This window comes from Chitinophaga sp. Hz27 (assembly GCF_042263525.1).
In the GTDB taxonomy this organism is placed as follows: domain Bacteria; phylum Bacteroidota; class Bacteroidia; order Chitinophagales; family Chitinophagaceae; genus Chitinophaga.
This window is the reverse complement of the sequence record NZ_JBHKFJ010000005.1, coordinates 204836-228821: the sequence shown is the minus strand read 5'-3', so window position 1 is coordinate 228821 and position 23986 is coordinate 204836. Positions and strand designations below refer to the sequence as shown.

The following is a 23986-nucleotide window of genomic DNA, read 5'->3' as shown; positions in this document are numbered from 1 at the left end:
TTTTCAGTAGTGCAATCAAATTGCATGCTACTATGCTACGTTGTAAAGATATGATTCAGGTATTACAAAAAATATGAATTTATAATAGTCTGTTTTAAATTCCTCTAAGTCGTCTGTTGTTCTATTTTTATCAAAATTACTTATTTATCTGATGATTGCATTCCTTTTATAATCTTTTCTCTGTATTGCAGTCCCCAGACGGTCATGGTTTCCTAAACAGATTTTACTGAGAAACCATATGCCGTCAGCTCAATTCCGTAACAGTAGCGGTATTAGGCGCTATCGTGCGTTTTACCAGGCCGTTTAACTTTACCTCATATAAATCCTTCGAACGCATCTTTGGCCCAATCCCTTCTATAGCCTGCCGCAGGGCTGTAAAGCTAAAATTAACCAGCTTTCGGCACTAAAGAGTAAAGAGCCCTTCCCTGGAGGGAAGTTACTGCCACTAGTGCTAAAACGTGAGAATACCAGATAATGTTACCCGGTACCGGCAAATTGCGGAAAATTCAGATAGATAACAAACCCAGCAATTACTTATCTTTTCATGAACCCACAACATCATGGGTTCATCTTATCCAAAATTTCCTGCCATATCAGTCGCGCAAGCTGCGCCTGTTCAGCTGTTTTAAGCTGCTCCTTTAAGGTCAGCTGCCCATTTAAGTTAAACTCCAGATGGGGAGGAATGAAATCAGGTTCCGGATGCATATCCTTCGCTGGATCTACTTTGTAGGTGGTAGATTCTTTCTGCTCATCTACCTGAACCCTAAAGCGGTAAGGCTTATTATCAATATATACAGTAATTTCTGTAGTACTCATAACCAATCATTTTATGTACTACAACTGAAACAGGAACTCGGTTCTGGAAATATAATTTCACCGAATTGAAGAGCATGTTCCCTATGCAATAAAAAAGGCCGGCTTACTTAGCCGACCTTATTTATTGTAATTCATTCGTGATTAATATTTCAAAATGGTAAACTCTGTACGTCTGTTTACCATATGTTCTTCTTCGGAACATTTCACGCCATTGGCACATTTGTTCAACAGCTTCGTTTCGCCATAACCCTTAGCGGTGAGGCGTTTTGCATTAATGCCATTTTTTACCAGGTAGGCAACGGTAGCGGCTGCACGACGTTGTGACAACGCCAGGTTAAAGGCATCATTCGCCCTTGAATCCGTATGTGCACCCAGTTCTACTTCCCAGGTAGGATTGTCTTTCAGGATATTTACCAACTTGTCTAACTCTTTAGCTGCATCTGGCCTGATATCCGACTTGCCCAGGTCAAAGTAAATGTTTTCCAGCTTAATAGGCTTGTGCAGCTCCGGCTGGTCCATCACTTTGTCATGGTGGATATCCTCAGAGGTAGTAAGGCCTGTGGTGCTTACGGTATCATGTGCTATCGTGGTATATTGTGTTTTCGTGAAACTCAGCTCATAGGTAGCGCCACCATCTGCTGGAAGTTTATACGCACCACTCGTATTCGTTTGTACCTTCACGTTAGTGCCGGTAGTTTTATTCAACAAGGTTACTTCTACCGCTGGCAGCGGCTGCCCCGATTTTCTATCTGTAATAATACCTGAAATGGTAAACACTGGTTTCGCTGGAGTAAATCTGTATATATCATCGCTGCCTTTACCGCCCTCGCGATTGGAAGCGAAATACAAAGCCTCATCCAGCAGGGCTGGCGCAAAGTCATCGTGGGGGCTGTTTATTGGCACACCCATATGCGCAACTTTCCAGCTGTCGCCTGTTTTCGTGGCCTTGAAAATATCCAGTCCGCCGATACCAGGATGTCCATCACTGGCAAAGTAGAGATTACCATTTTTATCGAAAGATGGCGTACGCTCGTTACCGTTAGTATTGATCGTCCTACCAAGATTTACAGGCGTCCCCCAGATATTCTCTTTCTTCACCGCATAATAAAGGTCCGTTCCTCCCTGATGCTCAGGCCCCTGACTGGCGGCGAAGTATAGCGTATCCCCGGTAGCATTTACAAATGGATCACCAACAGAATATTCAAGTGTAGCGTTGAATGGAATTTCAGGAGAGATATCCCAACGCTCTTTATTATTTTTATTGAGCTCTTTTACAGAGATATTCATGGTAAGGATGGAGTCCTTTCCCAAGGCGGATGCAGGGCGCATCTTCAGCCTGGTAACGGCCAAAAACATCGTATTGCCGTTGGCACTATAGGAGGCATTGCTACTATGATAATCTCCGTTTACTCCCGCACGCTGCATCGGTTTTATATCTGTACTATCTCCATTACTTTCATATAAATGGAGGTAACTGTTACCTGTCCAGGTATACATCTTCTTGCGTACATCACCATCATGACTGAAGAACGCAGATTTTCGTATATCCTTGAATGGTCTGTCAGAGGCAAAGATGAATTTATCTCCAAAGCGCGTAATACTCCAGTCGCTATATTCGGAATTCAATGCCACCATATTTTCCAACGCTCCGGCAACAGGACTCGCAAACATTTTCCTAGAGGCTTCGCAACCCGCCAACATGTTGGTTGCCAGCTGATCGCCTGGTTTACTGTGCAGGTAATGATGCAGGTGAACAGTAGCGGAATCGTATTTACTGTTGTTCATCAGTATGGCGGCAAAATGCAATTCATCTGCCGGCGTATACTCGCCTGTTTGTAACAGCTTACCATACCAGGTTTCAGCGTTTTGGTAATCTTTGGTAAGCCGGTAGCTATCTGCGGCTCCCAGCGCTGCTTTAGCACTGGGCTTTTTGTTATAAGCTTTTTCAAAAAGAGGCTTTGCTTTTTCGAAGTTATACAGCTTAAAGGCGTTGCTACCTTCGGTATAGGCATATTGTGCCTTCGCCTGGAAACTCATGCCGGTTGCAACCAGTACCAGGGCCAGCTGCGGTATATATTTATTAAACGGGTTCTTGTTCATACTGCTATTGGTTGACCATCATTAGAAATAGCGTGGCGACATCATCCTGGCATTCCTGCGTTTGAAGAAATAGCCGATGGATAATTCATGGGTAGGGTAGTTGGTAGCTACAGTACCATTCATCGTCATATCATAGGCGTATCCCAGACGAAGTTTGTCGTTTACAAATACTTCTGCCATAAATACCAGTGCCGATGGTTTTTTGAGATTCGCTTCCAGATTAGATTTTTTGAGGTAGGTAGATCTGTAGGATGCTCCCAACCAGAGCTTCTGGCTGATCAGCACAAATGCATTGAGATCTACGCTGGTAGGCCCTGCCAGGTCTTCTTTGATTAATATGCTCGGCTTCAGCAACAACTCTTCCGATAAGGGCACCAGACCGCCTAAGGTGAAGTAGAGATGCGTTTTTAAAGGAAGATATTCCTTCATGGCCTGTGATTTCTGGAACGACTGCGCCAGCAGGTTAGATGCAGAGATGCCAGCAAAGAATCGTTCACGGTTGTAAAAGATACCCAAACGGGCATCCGGAACGGTTCTGTTATTTTCTCCATTTACCAATGCAGGATCTATAGTGGAAGAAGAGGTTGTCAGCAATGAAACATCCAGGCGTTGCTGCAGAAATCCGCCACTGATACCGATGGCGAGGCGGGAAGATCCGTCTTCGTTCATGGGTATACGGTAGGCATAGGTAAGATAACCGGAAGTGGTATTGGAAGCGCCCAGTTTATCATTCATAAACTGCACGCCAAGGCCTACACGATCATTGTTGGCAGTACCTTCAGCCGCTACGGAGAAGGTTTTAGGTGCACCGGGCAGACTAGTCCACTGGTTACGGTAAAACGCATGGATATTCCATTGCTCCTTATAGCCAGCATATGCGGGATTTACATAGATCCCGTTAAACATATACTGGCTAAACTGCGCATCCTGCTGTGCAGAGGCAGTAACTCCGCACAGGATGAAAAACAGAACAGTCAGGACTTTATTCATTGGTAATAGTTTCAGTTTATTGTTTTGCATACAGCCCATCTTTTCGTGGTTATCGAACTAATTGTAGCCATCCTTTCAAGGTTATTTTACCATCATTGGAAGGACAGTTCAGCTCATAGTAGTAGGTACCTTCATTGAGTCCGGAACCATCCCATCCATTACGATAATCGTTGGAACGATATACCACGTTGCCCCAGCGGTTCCAGATGATCAGTTGTGAATTTGGATATCTGTCTATTCCCAGTATCACGAACTTATCATTGATGCCATCGCCATTTGGTGTGAAGGCGGTAGGAACAAAGATGTCGGCTCCTTTCACCGGTGTACTTACCGTGGCAGTGTTATTGTCAGGATCTGGATCTGCATTTTTACCCGCAACGGTTGCTGTGTTATTCACTTGTCCGCCGCTGAGCAATTTAGCTGTCACCAGGAGCTTCACGGTTTGGCCCGGCGCCAGTGTATCTATTTTCCAGCTCATGGTTTTGGTAACTGGATCATAGCCTTCCTGACCATTTTGCGTTTCAGTTTTGATTTCAGTATCACCCACATTATTGGCGAGTATATCTGTCACCACTACGCCACTAGCGCCTTTGCGACTGTTATTGGTCACGGTAAGCTCAAAGGTTACGTTTTTACCCACCGCAATTTCTGCCGGAGGCGTAACAATTACCTTCTTGATAGATAAGTCTACCAGGCGTTTGGTAACATCAATAGTAACGGTAGATACATTGGATGCAAATCCTGACTGGTCCTGGATATAATAGGTGAAGTAATCCGTTCCGCCGAAGCCTGCTTCCGGAGTATAGGTAACAGTGCCATCGCCATTATCTGTTACAGTACCATGCAGTGGTTTGTCTTTGATAAACACTGTATGACCTGTATTTCCGTAAACATCATTTTTTATTACGTTGATGGTTACCGGATCAGGCTCTTCTGTGCTGGCTGCATCATCATTGGTATGCAGCGGCACTGGTACCGGTGTTACCGCGCTGGTATTGTTGGTCTGGTTTCTGTCTGTCTCATTTCCTTTGATAACAGCAGTATTGGTGTAGTTGCCAGTTTTGTTTACAGTAGCCGTCACCGTTAGGGTAGCGGTAGCATTCTTAGTCATGTTACCGATATTCCATATGCCGGTGGTAGCGCTGTAACTACCGGTGGTAGCGGATGCAGACTTAAAGCTGTATCCTGCTGGCAGTACATCCGTTACCGTTATACCAGTTCCATCGCTAGGGCCGTCGTTGCCGGCAATGATGGTAAAGGTTACATCGGATCCGTGTGGCGGCGCCATGTTGGATACGGATTTGCTAACATGCAGGTCTGTAATTGGGTCTGGTTTTATGTTGACAACACTGCTGTTATTGCTGTTGTCTGGATCTTTTTCATCTGCTTTTACGGTAGCAGTATTTATGTAGATGCCAGTGGTATTCACCCAGGCGTCTACCTGTAGTGTGGCGGTTTCGCCAGCGGTGAGCGTACCAATTGTCCAGACGCCGGTATTACTATTGAAGTTGCCTTTGCTGGTAGTGGATTGCTGATAAGAGAAGCCATTTTGCATTACATCTGTTACCGTTGCGTTGGTGGCGGTACTTGGACCGTTGTTTTTCACTACTACCTGGAAGCTTACAATATCGCCGGTGCCTGGCACGGTGTTGCTGATGGTTTTGATCACTTGCAGATCCGCCACTGGTACTGGTACCGGAGGTACGATGCTGCTGGCATCATCAGTAGGCGTTTTATCTTTTTCATTTCCTTTGATCGTAGCGGTGTTGCTATAATCGCCTGTAGGCAATACGGTAGCGGTAATCGTCAGGGTTGTTTGCTGACCATTATTCAATTTGCCAATTGTCCATACGCCGGTAGTGGCATTATAAGTACCGATGGCAGGCGCTGCGCTTACGAAGGCATAGCCTGATTGCAGTATATCCGTTACCGTTACAGCAGTAGCATTGCTAGGGCCTGCATTGGTAGCCGTGATGGTAAAGGTTACCTGGCTGCCTGCATCCGGCGTAGCGTTACTAATGGTTTTTGTTACGTTAAGATTAGCCACTGGCACTGGTACCGGTGTTACGCTGCTGTTATTGTTCGTTGACACTCTGTCTGCCTCATTACCACTGATACTAGCACTGTTGCTGTAATTACCGGTAGCCAATACTTTGGCGGTAATGGTCAGTGTAGTGGTGGCATCTTTTTCGAGGTCGCCAATGGTCCATACGCCGGTAGCGGTGTTATAGGTACCCGCAGCAGGCGTGGCGCTTACGAAGGCATAACCTGATTGCAGTATATCCGTTACTGTTACACCAGTTGCTTTGCTGACACCATGGTTCAGTGCCTGAATAGTGAAGGTTACATTTGTACCTACATCAGGATTATTATTATCAACCGATTTAATTACTTCCAGATCAGCCACTGGTATGCGCGTTACCGTTACACTGCTGGTGTTATTGGTCGTATTAGGATCAAATTCCTGACCGCTGATAGTAGCGGTATTGGTATAAATTCCTTCGGCATTTACAGTAGCTGTGATGGTGATCGTTTGACTAGCACTGGTATTCAGCGTACCAATTGTCCACTTGCCACTCGCTGCGTCATAAACCGCAGCTGGGTTTGCACTTACGAAAGTATACCCGGAAGGCAGCAGGTCGCTCACAACTACATTAGTAGCGGTGCTAGGGCCGTTGTTGCCAGCTACCAGTGTAAAGGTTACTGGTGTGCCTGCATCTGTGGTAGAATTATTAACTGTTTTTACAATGCTGAGATCTGTTACTGCTCTCACCACTGGAGGAGTGATACTGGCGGTATTATCAGTAGGATCTGTGTCTTTAACAGGAGAACTGATAATAGCGCTATTACTGTAATCGCCTGTTGGCAATACTTTGGCGGTAATGGTCAATGTGGTAGTTTGACCATTGGTCATGTTGCCAATTGCCCATACGCCAGTAGTATTATTATAGGTGCCCACAGCAGGTGTCGCGCTCACGAAGGCGTAGCCTGATTGCAGTATATCCGTTACCGTAACGGCAGTAGCATTGCTAGGGCCTGCATTGGTAGCCGTGATGGTAAAGGTTACCTGGCTGCCTGCGTCCGGCGTAGCGTTACTAATGGTTTTTGTTACGTTAAGATTAGCCACTGGCACCGGAACCAGTATTACGCCGCTGGTATTGTTACTTGGAATTCTATCTATCTCATTACCATTGATACTAGCACTGTTGCTGTAATTACCGGTAGCCAATACTTTGGCGGTAATCGTAAGTGTAGTGGTGGCATCTTTTTCGAGGTCGCCGATCGCCCACACGCCGGTAGCAGTATTATAGGTACCCGCAGCAGGTGTAGCGCTCACGAAGGAATAACCTGATTGCAGTATATCCGTTACCGTTACACCAGTTGCTTTGCTGGCGCCATGGTTCAGTGCCTGAATAGTGAAGGTCACATTAGCACCTGCATCAGGCGTCATCTTATCTGCCGATTTAATTACTTCCAGATCAGCCACTGGTATACGCGTTACCGTTACACTGCTGGTGTTGTTGGTCGTATTAGGATCATATTCCTGACCGCCGATAGTAGCGGTGTTGGTATAGTTACCCTCAGGATTTACAGTAGCGGTGATGGTGATCGTTTGACTAGCACCGGTATTCAGCGTACCAATTGTCCACTTGCCACTGGCTGCATCATAAGCGGCAGCTGGATTTGCGCTTGCGAAAGTATACCCGGAAGGCAGCAGGTCGCTCACAACTACATTGGTAGCGGTGCTAGGGCCGTTGTTGCCAGCTACCAGTGTAAAGGTTACTGGTGTGCCTGCATCTGTGGTAGAATTATTAACTGTTTTTACAATGCTGAGATCTGTTACTGCTCTCACCACGGGAGGAGTGATACTGGCGGTATTATCAGTAGGGTCTGTGTCTTTAACAGGAGAACTGATAATAGCGCTATTACTGTAATCGCCTGTTGGCAATACTTTGGCGGTAATGGTCAATGTGGTAGTTTGACCATTGGTCATGTTACCAATTGTCCATACGCCAGTAGTATTATTATAGGTGCCCACAGCAGGTGTCGCGCTCACGAAGGCATAGCCTGATTGCAGTATATCCGTTACCGTTACGGCAGTAGCATTGCTAGGGCCTGCGTTGGTAGCCGTGATGGTAAAGGTTACCTGACTGCCTGCGTCCGGCGTAGCGTTACTAATGGTTTTTGTTACGTTAAGATTAGCCACTGGCACCGGAACCAGTATTACGCCGCTGGTATTGTTACTTGGAATTCTATCTATCTCATTACCATTGATACTTGCACTGTTGCTGTAATTACCGGTAGCCAATACTTTGGCCGTAATAGTCAGTGTAGTGGTGGCATCTTTTTCGAGGTCGCCAATCGTCCATATGCCGGTAGCGGTGTTATAGGTACCCGCAGCAGGCGTGGCGCTTACGAAGGCATAACCTGATTGCAGTATATCCGTTACTGTTACACCAGTTGCTTTGCTGGCGCCATGGTTCAGTGCCTGAATAGTGAAGGTCACATTAGCACCTGCATCAGGCGTCATCTTATCTGCCGATTTAATTACTTCCAGATCAGCCACTGGTATACGCGTTACCGTTACACTGCTGGTGTTGTTGGTCGTATTAGGATCATATTCCTGACCGCCGATAGTAGCGGTGTTGGTATAGTTACCCTCAGGATTTACAGTAGCGGTGATGGTGATCGTTTGACTAGCACCGGTATTCAGCGTACCAATTGTCCACTTACCACTGGCTGCATCATAAGCGGCAGCTGGGCTGGCACTCACGAAAGTATACCCGGAAGGCAGCAGGTCACTCACTACTACATTGGTAGCGGTGCTAGGGCCGTTGTTGCCAGCTACCAGGGTAAAGGTTACCGGTGTACCTGCATCTGTAGTAGAATTATTAACTGTTTTAACAATGCTGAGATCTGTTACTGCTCTCACCACTGGAGGAGTGATAGTGGCAGTGTTATCAGTTGGGTCCGTGTCTTTAACAGGAGAACTGATACTTGCACTGTTATTGTAATTGCCTGTTGGTAATACATTGGCGGTAATGGTCAGGGTGGTGGTCTGACCGCTGGTCATGTTGCCAATAGCCCATACGCCGGTACCTGAATTATAGGTACCCACAGCAGGGGTGGCACTCACAATGGAGTATCCTGATTGCAGTATATCCGTTACCGTTACACCATTGGCATTGCTAGAGCCTGCATTGGTAGCCGTGATGGTAAAGGTTACCTGGCTGCCTGCGTCCGGCGTAGCGTTGCTGATGGTTTTAGTTACGTTAAGATTAGCCACTGGCACCGGTACCGGTGTTATGCTGCTGGTATTATTGCTTGTATTCCTGTCAGGTTGGCTACCTATGATAATAGCGGTATTCTGATAATTGCCGCTGGCATTGACCAATGCTTTAATTGTTGCAGTAGCAGTAGTATTTGCATTCAGGTTCCCGATGTTCCAGGTGTTGCCTGCAATACTTCCCGTTGAAGGAGTCGCGTTAACTAACGTATAACCATTAGGTAAGACATCCGTTACCGTTACGCCGGTAGCATTGCTTACACCAAGGTTTTTAGCTGTCAGTGTAAATGTTACCTGAGCACCTGTATTTGGTGTCGGATCGTCTACTGTCTTAACAATTTCAAGATCAGCCACCGTTACTGGCGAAATGGCCACACTACTGGAATTGTTGGACATGATAGGATCATATTCCGTTCCGGCGATAGTAGCAATGTTTGATATAGTACCTAATCCTGTATTAGGATTAACGGTAACGGTTATATCAATAGATGTGCTGGTGCCTGCGCCCAACATGCCGATATTCCAGGTGCCGCTGTTCTTATCGTAAGCCGCACTTGCCGCCGTTGGTTTATAAGTAACCCCTGCTGGCAGTAGATCTGTTACTACCACATTGCTGGCATCACTTACACCGAGGTTCTGTGCTACCAGGTGGTATACTACATCGGTTCCCTGGTCTGGAGTAGCACTGCTGACAGTTTTTGTGATCTGAAGATCCGCTACAGGTCTTATTGTAGGGTCAACAAATGCGTTATTGTTCGTTATGTTCGGATCTTTCTGCGCACCGGCAACAGCAGCCGTATTCTTATAGTATCCCGTTGGTCTTACAGTAGCAGAAATAGTTAGGGTAGCACTCTGACCATTATTTAAATTACCGATGGTCCACTGCCCGTTGACGTAATTATACTGTCCGGCGGGACTCGCACTCACGAAGGTATAGCCGTTCGGTAAGAGGTCCAGTACATGTACTGAGGTGGCAGTACTAGGACCGTTGTTGGTGGCTACCAGTGTAAACTGCACATTGCTACCTGCATCCGGGTTCGGATTATTTATAGTTTTTGTTACAGAGAGATCTGCCAGTTGTGTAACCGTAGGAGTTACCGTTGCACTGTTGTTGGCTGTATTGTTGTCTTTGTCTGTAGTGGCAGCAGAAGCAGTATTCGTGTAGTTACCGTTCGGTAATACTGTCGCATTGATGGTCAAGGTAGCAGATGCACCTTTCGCCAGCGTGCCTACTGTCCAGGTACTACCAGTATAGCTGCCTTGAGACGGGGTGCTCAGATTGAACGTGTATCCGTTAGGTTTAGCTTCTGTAACAACAACATTGTGTGCAATACTAGGTCCGTTGTTGGTAACAGTAATAGTAAAATTAACTGCCTGGCCTACTTCCGGTGCAGTGTTGTCGACAGTTTTTGTTACCGCCAGATCCGCCACCTGTTTCACTGCCATGGTAGTTGTCGCAATGTTATTGGTAAGCGTAACTTCATCTTCTTTGCCGGAAACATGCGCATTCACATCGTAGTTGCCAGCATCTGGTAACAAGGTCCCCACCAATGTAAGCGTAACACTGCTGCCAGCTGCAAGATTGCCGATGCTCCAGATACCGCTTGAATTGTCGTACCCCGCCTGATTTTTAGAAAAGAAAGTATATCCTGCCGGTAACAATACGTTGTCTAAAACCACGGTAGTAGCATCGCTCGGACCATTGTTTTTAACCACTATTGCAAAGCTGATGTTATTACCAACTTCCTGTGTACCAGTAGGTGTAATGGTTACCTGAAGGTCGGTACGTGGTTTTACTGGTGGCGGAGTGATAGACGCCGTATTATTTGCCGGATTATTATCATTATCGGTAGTGGAGATCGTTGCCGTATTACCATAGTTCACTTTAGCAGTAATGGTAGCTTTAATGGTCAACGTCACTTCCTGGTCTTTCAGTACTGTGCCTATTTTCCAAAGACCGGTACCTGACGTATAAGTGCCCTGTGAAGGTGTCGCAGACACAAAGCTATAACCTGAACCAAGCAGGTCTGTAACGTTGGCATCATAACAGTTATTAGGCCCCAGGTTTTTCACTTTGATCACAAAAGAAACCGGATCTAATGGATAGATTGGATTGGTAGTAGTAATCACATCCTTTGTTACCTGAAGATCTACCGCTTCTTTTGGAATGATAGTAACACTGGAAGTATTATTCGCTGGTGTAGGATCATGATCCGTAGTGGTAATAGTGGCCGTATTGGTGAAGTTAGAACGGTCAATATCCGCCTGTACTTGTGTCTGAATAGTGTTGCTTTGCGTTGCTCCGCTTACCATGGTTCCAAGGTTCCAGGTGAAAGTGCGGGTGGCCGCATTATAGGTCATGCCCGATGGAAGTGGTGCCACTGGCTCAATACCAGTTGGTATTTTATCTGTTACCACCACGTTTGCTGCATCACTAGGTCCGGCATTTTTAGCAGTCAGTGTATACGTTACCGTTGATAATACATCTGGATTTAGATTATCTACGGTTTTTACGATCTGAACATCTGCAGAAGGTTTCGGCGTCAACGTTTTAGTATCTGAGTTGTTGCCAGGAATATTATCCTCAGGGTGATTGCTGGAGGCAGTATTGCTATATGGCCCCGTTGCATTTACCGTCATTGTATAGGATAATGTTGCAGAGGCGCCAGCATTGAGTTGGCTGATCGTCCATATCTTAGTGGCAGCATTATAACTACCCGTAGATGGGGTAGCCGTAACCAGGGTAAATCCATTATCTGGTTGCTCTGTTATCTTCACATTTACCGCATCACCTGCACCGCGGTTAACAACAGTAATGGTAAAGACAATATTATCTCCCACAAATGGAGTAAGACTTGCAATCGTTTTGGTGACTTCAATATCCGGACGTGCAATGGTGACAGGTGTTGGCGACTGATCGTCCATAGGAACGCCGTTGCCATTGGCATCAGGATTGGCACCATTTACAGAAAGATCTGTAACCGTACCTGTACCTGCAGTAGCGGTAGCAGTAGGCTGAGTATTGAAAGTCCCATATTGCCCGTTGTTCTTTAGGTTGATGACCACCGTAACAGTGGCACTCGCGCCAGGAGCAAGCGTTGCGCCAGCCGCCAGCAGTTGTTTGTTGGCGCCTGACCCGGTGAAAGCACTGTTACTGGTGATACCAGTAGCAGTGATAGTGGAAACGGTAAAGGTCATCGGACTGGCAAAAGTTGTTGCCAGGTCTGAATTCACCTGTACCTGCGTTAATGGTATACCACCATAATTTTTGAGTGTATACGTATACGTTATATTGTAAGATCCATCACTCTGTATAGCGGGTGTCGTTGCCGACAATGCCATACCGAGCATGGGAAACTGATAGTTGGCAAAGCTGATATCGCTTACCGAAACGGCGCCCAGCGAAGCATCACCGCTTACACCAGTCGTATTCTTATAGTTGCCTGACTGCGCCCGAAGGCCGCAAATACAGCAAAGTAGCAGTATAGCAGTCAACCAATATTTTATAGCAAGGAATGTTTTCTTCGTCATAATAGTATCGTTGATCTGCTAGAAAAATTTAACGTTAACGGTAACAGAAATCGTTGCAGTAGCGCCAGCAGCCAGTGAACCGGTATTGGCCTGCAACAGATTGATATCATTTTTCCCGTCAAAGGAATTGTTATAGGCAGATATACCGCTGATAGTATGACCAGTAACAGTATAGCTGGCATTAGCAGGTAAGCTGGCCTGTATATTATCCGTCAGCACGATATTGTTGATCATTACTTCCGTTCCCGGATTTTTGAGGGTAAATGTGAACGTCATATCATAGGATCCATCCGCTTTCTGCACGGGCTGCGTGGCCGTTTTAACAACACTGATGCCACAATCATCTACCGTTACCTTGGTATCGGAAGTACTCACCGGACAAGCGCCATTACTGATACTCCATCTAAACATATAAACACCTTTGGCTATGCCGGTGACATCTACAGCAGGACTGTTTGCATCGCTGATAACAGGTGTAGCCCCAGCAGGATTGCTGATAATGCTCCAGACGCCTTTACCAATGGTAGGCACATTAGCCCCCAATGTTACCGGCGTATACAGGCAAAAGCTTTGTGCCGCACCTGCAACAGCGGTAGAAGGTTTATCGTAAACCTTGATCGGTAAATCAGAATGACTGATACAGCTACCAGAATTAATTGTCCAGCGGAATAAGTAGGAACCAGCAGGAACATTACTTACGGTGGTATGTGGATCAGCAGGATTGAAGCTCAGTGTTACCGGGGATCCATCCGCCTTGGTAATCGTCCAGGCACCGGTTTCACCTGCTTGCGGTGAATTGGCTTGCAGCGAAATATCGGTACCAGTTCCGTTAAGAATGCACTGCTCGCCGGCAACGATATTGCCAACATTGGCTACTGCAGGATTTGGTGGAGTAGAAGTGATGTTTACATTTACCACCGCTGTTTTTGCATTACATACACCGTTGGTAACTGTCCAGCGGAAAGTATAAGGTCCTACCAAAGCATTGGTCACTTTGGTAGTAGGCGCATTGATACCATCAATAATGGCGGCACTTCCGCTTGGAGCGCTTTCAATGCTCCAGGTACCAATACCGTTTACAGGAACAACAGCATTCAGCAAAATATTATCGGTACATGCATTACTCTGATCCACGCCAGGCTGTGCTGCTGAAGGATCTGCGGACACCACTATGCGCATGATATCAGAATTGCTGGTACAATAGCCATTGGAAACTGTCCAGTTAAATACATAGATACCTGGCACCAGGTTTTTAATAGCGGTTGTTGGGGAAGAAGGATCTACAATCTGTAAGCTGGTAGCCTCAGCAGGTTGTGTATCTATCGACCATTTACCGATGCCTTTACCTGCTGGTGGTGCCGTTGCATTTAAAGAAGTGTTGATCACAGTAGCAGGTGCAACTAGGCAGAAATCCTGGTCTGGGCCTGCGTTTGCAGCTGCAGGTAATGCACTGGTGATGATTGTACTCTCCGCATTGGTGCTGGCACAGCCATCTATCAGGCCTATGGTATAGGTAAATTTATAAGTATTACCTGGTGTCATATTGGTGATGACAGCAGAGTTTCCTGAGTTAGGGGTAATCACTGGACCCACGGGGCCGCCAGATTGTGTCCAGCTTCCCATGCTACCTTCATTACCGCTTACAACTGTAGATGTAGCATTACATAATTGTTGTGTAGTGGTTTGCACTTTGGCATTTTCACGAACGGTCAGCACCACATCATCGGTGCTTACTGGGCAGTCTGGGCCGCTGTTAGCGGTCCAGCGCAGTGTATACGCGCCGGTTTGTAATTTAGTTATCGTGGTTTTAGGATCAGAAGGATTTGCGAAAGTAGGATTAGAAGGCCCGCTTACCACACTCCAGGTACCGATGCCACTACTGATCGTATTGGCGTTCAGGTTAGCAGTAGATAAACCACAGATAACCTGGTCTGGTCCTGCATTAGCAGGAGTAGGAGGTGCGGAGATGTTGAAGGTTACATCTGCAAAGTTAGATTCGCAGGCACCATTGCTGATTGTCCAGCGGAAAATATATCGGCCGCTGCTGAGATTATTTACAGCGGTATTATTAGCCGCAGGATTAGCAAAAGTAATACCGCCAGGGCCCTGTTGCTGCGTCCATGTACCGGTACCAATCGCAGGAGCATTTCCTTGCAGATTGATGGTGGTAGCGCCACACAGACTTTGACTACTACCTGCTGCCGCTGCGGTGGCAGGTGCAGAGATCGTGTATTTAACTGTGTCGCGGGTAGCAGGGCAACCATTCTTAGCGAGGCTCCATTCCAGCAGATAGGTATCGTTAGCAGCGCCGGTGATGCCAGTATTATTTTTAGAAGGATCTGTGAAATTGAGGGTATTGCTACCAACGATCACCCACTTACCAGTTTCTCCAGTAGCAGGAGCATTACCTGCAAGGCTAAACGAAGCTGTACCAGCAGGCAGACATTTATCTGGTCCTGCATCCGCCTGTTGAGCACCTGCAGTAGCAGAGGTGGTGATATGTACGCTGGCAGCACTTTGTCCGCAAGCGTTACTTACCGTCCATGTAAAAGTATAAGCGGTGCTGGCAGCCAATCCATTCACAGTTGCCAATGGATCTGTAGCATCTGAGAAGGTGACACCAGTAGATGGTGTTACTGTCCAGCGGCCATTTTCATTGCCTTTGGGCTGATTGCCCTGCAATTTATACGGCGTGTTGTTACAGATGGTAACATCTGGCCCTGCAGCAGCTGCAGTAGGATTTCTATCTGAAACTACTACCTGCACATCTGCCTGTTGATTAGGGCAACCAGTACCGCCGGTGATGATCCAGCGAAATACATATGTGCCATTGAGTAGCGCAGATATCAGTGTGGTAGGATCTTTCTTATCTGCGATGGTGGCAGTTCCCGGGCCGCTTACCTGCGACCATGCACCAGTACCGATTGCGGGCAGGTTACCGGCAAGATGTGTTTCTGTAATGTTACAAGCTAACACCTGTTTGGTACCCGCGTTGGCGGCGGTAGGAGACTGAGACAGCTGAACATATACATCCGCATACTGGTCTTGACAACCGCCAAAACCATTGTTGGTAGTGCGTTTTAAACGTACCAGGTAAGTTCCTGGAATGGTGTATTGCGGTAAAATAAGCGGTTGTGGCGCATCAGTAAAATCACTCACGGGCACGCCGGCAGGAGCGCTGATCAATGCCCATTGCGTTTTGTCGCCACCTGTATAGGAATAGTTCACCGTCACGATGGTAGCGTCGCAAGGCGCTATCACTGGTGATACCGCCGTTATGGTAGGCGGCGCCGTATAGTTGATGGTATAAGTAGCGGAAGTATTACAACCGGTGTTTGGATTGTTGATCGTATAACGAAACACACTTTTTACACCAGTAAGATTTTTGATTTCTGTAGTAGGACTGTTAGGAGAAACGATATCACCGGTGCCTGAAACGCGTGTCCAGGTGAGCGATTCGCCTGCATAGGCAGGGGAGAGGCCAGTGATGATGGTGGATACGCGGCCGTCGCAATAGGTAACGCCCGCATCTTTTGCGAGGGTCACAGACTGCGTGCCTACAGGTACTTCCAGCGTAATATCAGCAGCACCGTTTACACATGGCCCTTGCACGGTCCATCTTAATTTATAGGTGCCTGCAATAAGGTTGGTAACGGTGGCCTTGTTATCATGTATGTCGCTGAACTGCGGTACCGAAGGACCACTGAGTACTGTCCAGGTACCCTGCTGGCCATTAGTGTTATTCCCGCCATAAGACGCATTCATATAAGCTATCTGCGTAGTCGTGTAACAGTTAGTTAGCACCTGGTTAGCGCCGGCACTTACCGGTGTCACACCGCCAGGGCTGGTGACAACAATATCATCGGAACTACGGCAGGAGTTGGTGCTGATGAGGGTCCAGCGTAGGGTTACGTTGCCCGATTGTGTTGGGTCCGCAGTAATAGAAAGATTAGGGTTATTGCCATTGGCAGCAGAGAAGCCTATGCCGTGAGGATCTCCAATGATAGACCAGGTACCTGTTTCACCCGCGCCACCTGCATTTGCATGAAGGATGGTGCCTGGTGCACATACAGAGATATCCGGGCCAGCATTGGCAATGGTGGCTGGATACGTGTTGTAGGTCACTTCGTCGTAGATGAGAGAGCCATCTTCACACTTCGCTGACAGCCTGAATTTATAGCTGTTCCCGGCCGCATAGCCAGCAACATCTGAAGTCAGATTGTTAGGTGTTTTGATGGTGACGGCAGGCCCGCTTACTTGCGACCATACTGGGTTGATCGCAATTCGGCCGCTACTTGAGCCAGACAGAATAAATTTGTCGTTCGGGCAAACTGAGGTGGTTACACCGGCGTTAATGGTACAGTTCTGTGCAAATAACGCATTTGTCACTGGCAGAAATAGGAATGCCAGGACGAAACTCCGTAGTATTTCGCGCATAGTTAGGAATAGGGAAATAAAAAATTATCTGCTATGTAATAATATCTGCCACAAAGATATACACGTAAAATAAAATATAATTCAATTCAGATATATATATTAATTGATGACTTATTTAGAATATTAATATGTAAAATTTTGATTATTATTATGCTGTAAAATGAATTTGTTTGATTAGACGGTTATTGTTATATTAGTAAAATAAATACTGTATTTATTAATTTAATATGATCGTGCTTTTCGCAACTACTTTCATATAATCTGTAGCATTTAGTAAGGATACCAAATTCATTTTTCGTGTAGGCAATGGGGTTAGTGTTCCAAAGCTTTATATCGGCTAGCTGAAACTACATCTGCTCCACTCACTTGAAAATATTATCATCTTCTGCCAATAAATTATCAGCAATATTCTATACAACATCCTTGAAAAAAATATTTACCTATTTAGTCTATAAGATTTGTAGAATAAAAAATTGCATATTACTTTTGTCTCCGATATTGAAATTCAATTGTAGCTATTAATTGCCAAAATCAAACGTCGCGAATCGTAAAGTCCATGCCGTAACAGCCATGATTTAAGTCCGCATAAAAAAGATATTATTATGATAAACCTGAAGAGGCTACTAAGCCTGGCGACAGCGCTATGCTGCCTGCAGCATGCTATTGCCCAGGAAGTACGGGTAAGCGGAGTAGTCACCTCCCGCAGCGATGCTCAACGTATACCCGGTGCCGTTATACGTGTAAAAGGAACCACCACGGGCACTCAATCAGACGCCGATGGCCGCTATAGCATCAGCGCACATGAAAAAGATACGCTACAGGTATCGTTCCTGGGATTTGTTTCTACCTATCAGGTAGTAGGCAGCAATCATGTCATCAACATCTTCCTGGAAAATACAGACCAAAAACTGAATGAGGTAGTAGTCACCGCACTGGGTATCTCCAGGGAAAAGAAATCCCTCGGATACGCCGTACAGGAGTTGAAATCCAAAGATATTTCTGAGGCTAAAGAAACCAACCTCGTCAACGCACTCTCCGGAAAAATCGCTGGTGTACAAGTAACCAACAGCCAGGGAAACATGGGCTCCTCCCGCATCGTGATCCGCGGCGAAACCTCCATCGCAGGCAATAACCAACCACTGTTCGTACTCGACGGCGTGCCGGTAGATAATAGCCAGCTGGGCGTAGGCACAGGCCGCGACTTCGCCAATGCCATCTCTGACATCAACCCGGATGATATCGCCGCCATCAGCGTGCTCAAAGGGCCTAACGCCGCAGCCTTATACGGTTCCCGTGCATCCGGTGGCGTTATAGTCATCAAAACAAAAACAGGAAAAGATACCAAAGGCGGTATGGGCGTTACCGTTAACTCAGGAGCTACATTCGATAAAGTACTTATCCTGCCCGACTTCCAGAACTCCTACGGACAAGGATCCGGCGGACAATTCTCCTATGTAGATGGTAAAGGCGGTGGACTCAACGATGGCGTGGATGAAAGCTGGGGGCCTAAACTAGACGGACGCCTCATACCACAGTTCTTCTCCAATGGTGAACCAGTACCTTTTGTAGCACATCCCAATAACGTAAAAGATTTTTACGTGACCGGCTATACGCTGAACAATGGCGTATCTGTTGGCGGCGCAAACGATAAAATGGATTATCGCTTCTCTTATAATAATACCAAACAACAAGGTATCCTTCCTAATACCGGCATCACCCGCAATACTTTTGTTGCCAGCAATAACTTCCATATCACACCTAAACTCACACTTAGTACCTACGCCAACTACGTTAGCAGCGGCGCCGACAACCTCCCCGGCGTTGACGGCAAACGCGGTAATAGCGTAACTTTGCAGTTCATCTGGTTTGGAAGACAAGTAGATATAGAGAAACTGAAGAACTATAAAAATCCAGACGGCACTGACTATAACTGGAATCATAGCTACTATAGCAACCCTTATTGGATCCAGAATGAAAATACAGTAGGCATGCAGCGCCATCGCTTCCTCGGCAATGCGCGCCTGTCATACGAAATACAACCCTGGCTCACGGCCGCCTTCCGCATTGGTACCGACTATTACCAGGACCGACGTAAATATCGTGTAGCCTATTATACCAATGGCACGCCTTTCGGATCTTATACAGAAGATGCATACGCTGTAAATGAAACCAATGGCGAGTTTACACTGAATGCTAAAAAGAAACTGGGTGCAGGCTTCGATATCGATGTACTGGCAGGTGGTAACTTACGCACCAACCAGTTTGAACAAAACTATCAACAAGCGCCACGACTTGCCGTGAAAGGAGTTTATACGCTCAATAACTCCCGCGATCCCCTGATATCTACCAGTTTACTCAATAGACAAAAAGTATACAGTGCTTTCGGATCTGCGCAGATAGGCTATCGTAACTATGCTTTCGTGAACCTCACCGCGCGTAACGACTGGTCTTCCACATTGCCGGTATCTTACTTCTATCCGTCTGTGAATGCGAGTCTCGTATTATCTGAAGCGCTGCACCTGGAAAGCAGGGTACTTTCCCTGCTGAAGCTTCGTGGTGGCTGGGCACAAGTAGGTAAGGACACAGATCCTTATCAGCAGGTAAATACTTATCCTTTCAGTACACCCTTTGGTTCGCAGCCATTGCTCACGGTTTCAGATAAATACCTCAGCAAAAATATTAAACCTGAAATCACCACCTCTACAGAACTCGGTGTGGAAGCAGGTTTCTTTAAAAACAGGGCAAGAGTAGATATAACCTACTATAATACGATCAGCCGCAACCAGATACTGCTGGCAGATGTAAGCGCATCTACCGGTTATCTAAACAAACTGCTGAACAGCGGAGAACTGAAAAATCATGGAATAGAAATCCAGCTGGGTGGTACCCCTTATATCTCCCACTCCGGTTTTCGTTGGGACGTGAACGTTAACTATGCCAGAAACGTAAGTGAAGTAATATCGCTGGATAGAGATGGCTTCCTGAACAGTTACGTGTTGGGCAGCTCCGGCAATATGCAGGTAATCGCCACCACCGGCCAGCGTTACGGCGCATTGTTCGGAGCAGGATATGCGCGCGACAATCAAGGCCGCATCCTGGTAAATGCCGATGGACGCCCACAGATAGACCCCAACAAAAAAGTGCTGGGTTACTTCACACCCAAATGGACCGGAAGTATCAACAATAATTTCTCTTTTAAAGGTGTTAGCCTGAGCTTCCTCATTGATACCAAACAGGGTGGCTCCATCTGGTCGGGTACGAACTACACAGGTATGCGTACCGGCGTACTGGCAGCTACTATGCCCGGCAGGGATGCAGAAAATGGCGGCTTGCCGTATTACTTCGACGGTAAGACGAATGTACAGCTCGCGTCTCATGATGCCACCGCTCCTAATGGCGCCGTGGTAAAACATGACGGTATCATCTTCGACGGCTATACTGCCGACGGAAAGAAAAATACGGCCATTCTTGCAGCACCAGACTACTACAAAGCAATATACAGCAGCAGCCTGAATGAGACAGCTATCTATGATGCCTCTTTTATTAAGCTGAGAGAAATAAAAATAGGATATGCGCTGCCACAGTCCATTGTAAAAAGATGGGGCCTGCAAGCCGTAAATATTGCACTGGTAGGTAGAAACCTCGGTTACCTGAGCAAACATACACCTAACATCGATCCGGAAACGGCCTTCAATACCGGCAACGGGCAGGGGCTGGAAACGCTGCAAATCCCGACCACACGCAGCTATGGCTTTAACTTGAATGTCTCATTTTAATCTACCCATCATGAAGAAGTGGCTAATTCCTTTTTATATAATGACGGTGGCCCTGACATTAGCAGGATGCCGCAAAGAACTGGACCGTATCAATACTAACCCGAACGAGCCTACGGTACCGGATGTGGAATATCTCCTCGCCAATGGCATCAAATCGAATATAGACACTTATTGGGGTACTGATGCCTCCATGGAAACAAGTCTGCTCTATGTGCAGTACTGGGCTAAAATCCAGTATCCTGATCCCGATCGATATATCCCCGCCAGCACCAGCATTCAGAATGTATGGAATAATTTCTATGCACAGGGTATCACCGATTTTACGACGGTCATCCAACTGGGCGATACCCTCAAACAGCCTGGCTATAAGGCTGCGGCCATTATCATGCGCTCCTGGATATTCCAGGTGCTTACAGATCTCTACGGTGATGTGCCGTATTCACAGGCAGGTCAGATAGATAAATATCTCACTCCTAAATATGATGCACAGCAGGATGTCTACAATGGTTTGCTGGCCGAACTGAAACAGGCAGTGACAATCATTGACGCAAATCCAAATGCCGCGCTTACTGGCGATTCGCTGCTGCAAGGCAAATTGCAGGGCTGGAAGAAATTCGCTAACGGCCTGCGTTCCCGTATTGCCCTGCGTATTGCCGACCGTGATCCTGATGGCGCCAAAAAAGTATTTACTGACCTGGCAGCCGAAGGAAATGTATTCTTCGCGGATGGCGACAGAGATGCAAGACTGAATTATCTCGCTTCTCCTAGCCAGAACCCGGTAGGTAAAAACCGCGAAACACGCAACGATTATCGTATAAGCAAAACCGTTATAGATTATCTGCAAACATTAAACGACCCACGGTTACCCATATACGCAGCTAAACCTGCGGATGGTGGGCCTTACCTGGGAGTTACGAACGGCCTTGCTGCTGATTCGGCTTCCCGCCTGGGCTTTTCTAAAACCTCAGATATAGGAGCGGCGTTCACCGCTTCCCAGGCGCCAGCACTGCTGTTTACCTATGCAGAGCAATTGTTTATCCTCGCAGAAGCCGCCCAGCGTGGCTTCTATAACGGTGATGCCACAACGTTATACAACCAGGCAATCCGCGCTTCTTTCAAGCAATATGGTATCACAGGTACTACAGTGGATAATTACCTGCTGCAACCAGCAGTACAGTACAACGCAGCTAACTATAAAAAATCGATAGGAGAGCAGAAGTGGCTAGCACTGTTTAGTGAAAGTCTGGAAGCCTTCGCAGAATGGCGCAGATTGGATTATCCGCAGCTGAAGCCGGCATATACAGGCGTTTTGTTGGGGAAAATTCCGGTAAGACTTACCTATCCTTCCAGTGAGCAGGCGCTGAATGGCAAGAATTATAAAGCCGCTGTAGCTCGCCAGGGTGTGGACTTACTAACAACCAAACTTTGGTTCGATGTTTATTAAGCTACTGCCATAGTTTATAAGGATTACAAAGCGCAGCTCTTTTTTATGAAGGCTGCGCTTTTTTGTTGATAGGTCTTCCTGGATAAGTTTATATAAATAGTGTTTAAACCCATATTTCCACTGCGGTGAGATTTCAGGTAAGCCGTATTATCATTGCTGGAGGCTGCAACAGCCACAAGTATGGTAAGTTGAATTGACTATTTTATATACCCCGTTTGTATTAATATTCATGTTGAATGGCCGACTGGTTTTATATAGAATGCTGTAGCCCACATTATTATTTATGGATACCATGAGTGTTTAAATTCCTTCAATAACCATGAAAATAGAGAACCTGGAAACCCAGCTTACAGCCTTGCGTATTCCTGTATTTAAGCTTCCATGGCCGGAAGCCATTTCCCCGTATGCGGCGGCAACGGAAGAAAAGATGTTAGCCTGGGGAGAGCAGTATGGTCTTTTCTTAAATGATACCTATAGAGAAAGGGTGAAACGTACGCGTTACGCTTACCTCGCTGCAAGGTGTTATCCCAATGCCAGTCCTGATTTGCTGCAGGTGATTGCAGATTATTTTCTTTGGTTTTTTATGGCAGATGATCTGTTTGTAGATCGCGTAGAAACATTGAATACAGAGACTTTACAGCATCTTACCGCAATGATAGATGTGCTGGACCTTCAACGAAGCAGACCTGCGCCAGTGTATGGCGAACTTGCCTGGCTGGATGTTTGCCAGCGTTTACGACAGTTGCTTAGTGCCGAACATTTTGAACGCTTTGCACAAGGTATGCGCCTCTGGGCCACTACCGCGGCTTTGCAGATACTGAATCATCTTGGATCTCGCTCCTCGCAAATGACTACTTACGAAACAATCCGCCGGCATACCAGCGGCATGAACCCCTGTGTTGCCTTAGTAGATGTAGCCAATGCAGGCGCCGTAAGTCCGGAAATCTACTACAGCGCTGATATTCAACAGCTGTGTTTGTATGTAAATAACATGGTATGCTGGAGTAATGATATTCAGAGCGTGCCGGTGGAAGCCCGCCAGCCAGGACAATTCAGGAATATGGTACTGATACACGCAGAGGAAGGAAGGACTTTACAGGAAGGGGTGAACTATACCGCAAACCGCATATACGAAGAGATTGCAAAATTCATTATTCTCAGCGAAGAATTATATCCGGATGCCAGCACAACTATGGCAAGTTTCATGGATGGCTGTAAATATTGGATGAAAGGATATATAGACTGGGTAATGCAGGATACATTGCGCTATGCTACGCAGTTTGCAGCTAAAGATGCTGATGATAGGAAAAATTTATAACCGTTTATTCGTCTTTCTACTACTAACTTTCCATCATTTACAAGTGTTAAATCGGGTATGGACGTGCATTGCGCCATATCCGATTTTTTGTTTATAGTCATATATATCGTATGAAAATGCTGATAGAAATTATTTGATTTATGTCAATTTTATTTCTGTGAGATGATGGTTCTTTTCTCGATTTTAATTTTATATTTGAAAAAGTATTAAAGATAGATAGCTATCCTTACTATGTGAATTCCCTTAACAAAACCATTAACCAGTTATCATGAAGCCAAACGGTAGGT

The 23986-nt window shown here is 46.3% G+C and carries 8 protein-coding genes; 3 read left to right on the top strand and 5 right to left on the bottom strand.

Features of this window, described 5'->3' with window-relative positions; translation table 11 throughout:
* Window positions 1–558: 558 nt before the first annotated feature.
* The 5 genes from ACE38W_RS12990 to ACE38W_RS12970 form a co-directional block, all read right to left on the bottom strand.
* Window positions 559–816, bottom strand: coding sequence for a hypothetical protein (locus ACE38W_RS12990; protein ID WP_375831449.1), 258 nt, complete (start codon window positions 814–816; stop codon window positions 559–561).
* Window positions 817–957: 141 nt separating this feature from the next.
* Window positions 958–2916, bottom strand: coding sequence for an OmpA family protein (locus ACE38W_RS12985; protein ID WP_375831447.1), 1959 nt, complete (start codon window positions 2914–2916; stop codon window positions 958–960).
* Window positions 2917–2937: 21 nt separating this feature from the next.
* Window positions 2938–3936 carry a type IX secretion system membrane protein PorP/SprF gene (locus tag ACE38W_RS12980; RefSeq protein WP_375831445.1) on the bottom strand — a complete coding sequence of 333 codons (999 nt, stop codon included), beginning with the start codon at window positions 3934–3936 and terminating at the stop codon, window positions 2938–2940.
* 19 nt (window positions 3937–3955) lie between these two features.
* Window positions 3956–12724: a gliding motility-associated C-terminal domain-containing protein gene (locus tag ACE38W_RS12975; protein ID WP_375831443.1), complete on the bottom strand. Its 8769-nt coding sequence runs from the start codon at window positions 12722–12724 to the stop codon at window positions 3956–3958.
* An 18-nt stretch (window positions 12725–12742) separates the two neighbouring features.
* Window positions 12743–17161 carry a hypothetical protein gene (locus tag ACE38W_RS12970; protein ID WP_375831442.1) on the bottom strand — a complete coding sequence of 1473 codons (4419 nt, stop codon included), beginning with the start codon at window positions 17159–17161 and terminating at the stop codon, window positions 12743–12745.
* Window positions 17162–17763: 602 nt separating this feature from the next.
* On the opposite strand from ACE38W_RS12970, the gene ACE38W_RS12965 reads away from it, so the two are divergent.
* The 3 genes from ACE38W_RS12965 (at window position 17764) to ACE38W_RS12955 (ending at window position 23699) form a co-directional block, all read left to right on the top strand.
* Window positions 17764–20937 carry a SusC/RagA family TonB-linked outer membrane protein gene (locus ACE38W_RS12965; RefSeq protein ID WP_375831441.1) on the top strand — a complete coding sequence of 1058 codons (3174 nt, stop codon included), beginning with the start codon at window positions 17764–17766 and terminating at the stop codon, window positions 20935–20937.
* A 10-nt stretch (window positions 20938–20947) separates the two neighbouring features.
* A complete protein-coding gene (locus tag ACE38W_RS12960) occupies window positions 20948–22381 on the top strand; it encodes a SusD/RagB family nutrient-binding outer membrane lipoprotein (RefSeq protein WP_375831439.1) in 1434 nt (477 codons plus the stop codon).
* Window positions 22382–22700: 319 nt separating this feature from the next.
* Window positions 22701–23699: a hypothetical protein gene (locus ACE38W_RS12955; protein WP_375831437.1), complete on the top strand. Its 999-nt coding sequence runs from the start codon at window positions 22701–22703 to the stop codon at window positions 23697–23699.
* Window positions 23700–23986 lie beyond the last annotated feature (287 nt).

Coding starts and splice junctions, on each gene's coding strand:
- ACE38W_RS12990 (WP_375831449.1), bottom strand. CDS start 816: ATGAGTACTACAGAAATTACTGTATATATTGATAATAAGCCTTACCGC.
- ACE38W_RS12985 (WP_375831447.1), bottom strand. CDS start 2,916: ATGAACAAGAACCCGTTTAATAAATATATACCGCAGCTGGCCCTGGTA.
- ACE38W_RS12980 (WP_375831445.1), bottom strand. CDS start 3,936: ATGCAAAACAATAAACTGAAACTATTACCAATGAATAAAGTCCTGACT.
- ACE38W_RS12975 (WP_375831443.1), bottom strand. CDS start 12,724: ATGACGAAGAAAACATTCCTTGCTATAAAATATTGGTTGACTGCTATA.
- ACE38W_RS12970 (WP_375831442.1), bottom strand. CDS start 17,161: ATGCGCGAAATACTACGGAGTTTCGTCCTGGCATTCCTATTTCTGCCA.
- ACE38W_RS12965 (WP_375831441.1), top strand. CDS start 17,764: ATGATAAACCTGAAGAGGCTACTAAGCCTGGCGACAGCGCTATGCTGC.
- ACE38W_RS12960 (WP_375831439.1), top strand. CDS start 20,948: ATGAAGAAGTGGCTAATTCCTTTTTATATAATGACGGTGGCCCTGACA.
- ACE38W_RS12955 (WP_375831437.1), top strand. CDS start 22,701: ATGAAAATAGAGAACCTGGAAACCCAGCTTACAGCCTTGCGTATTCCT.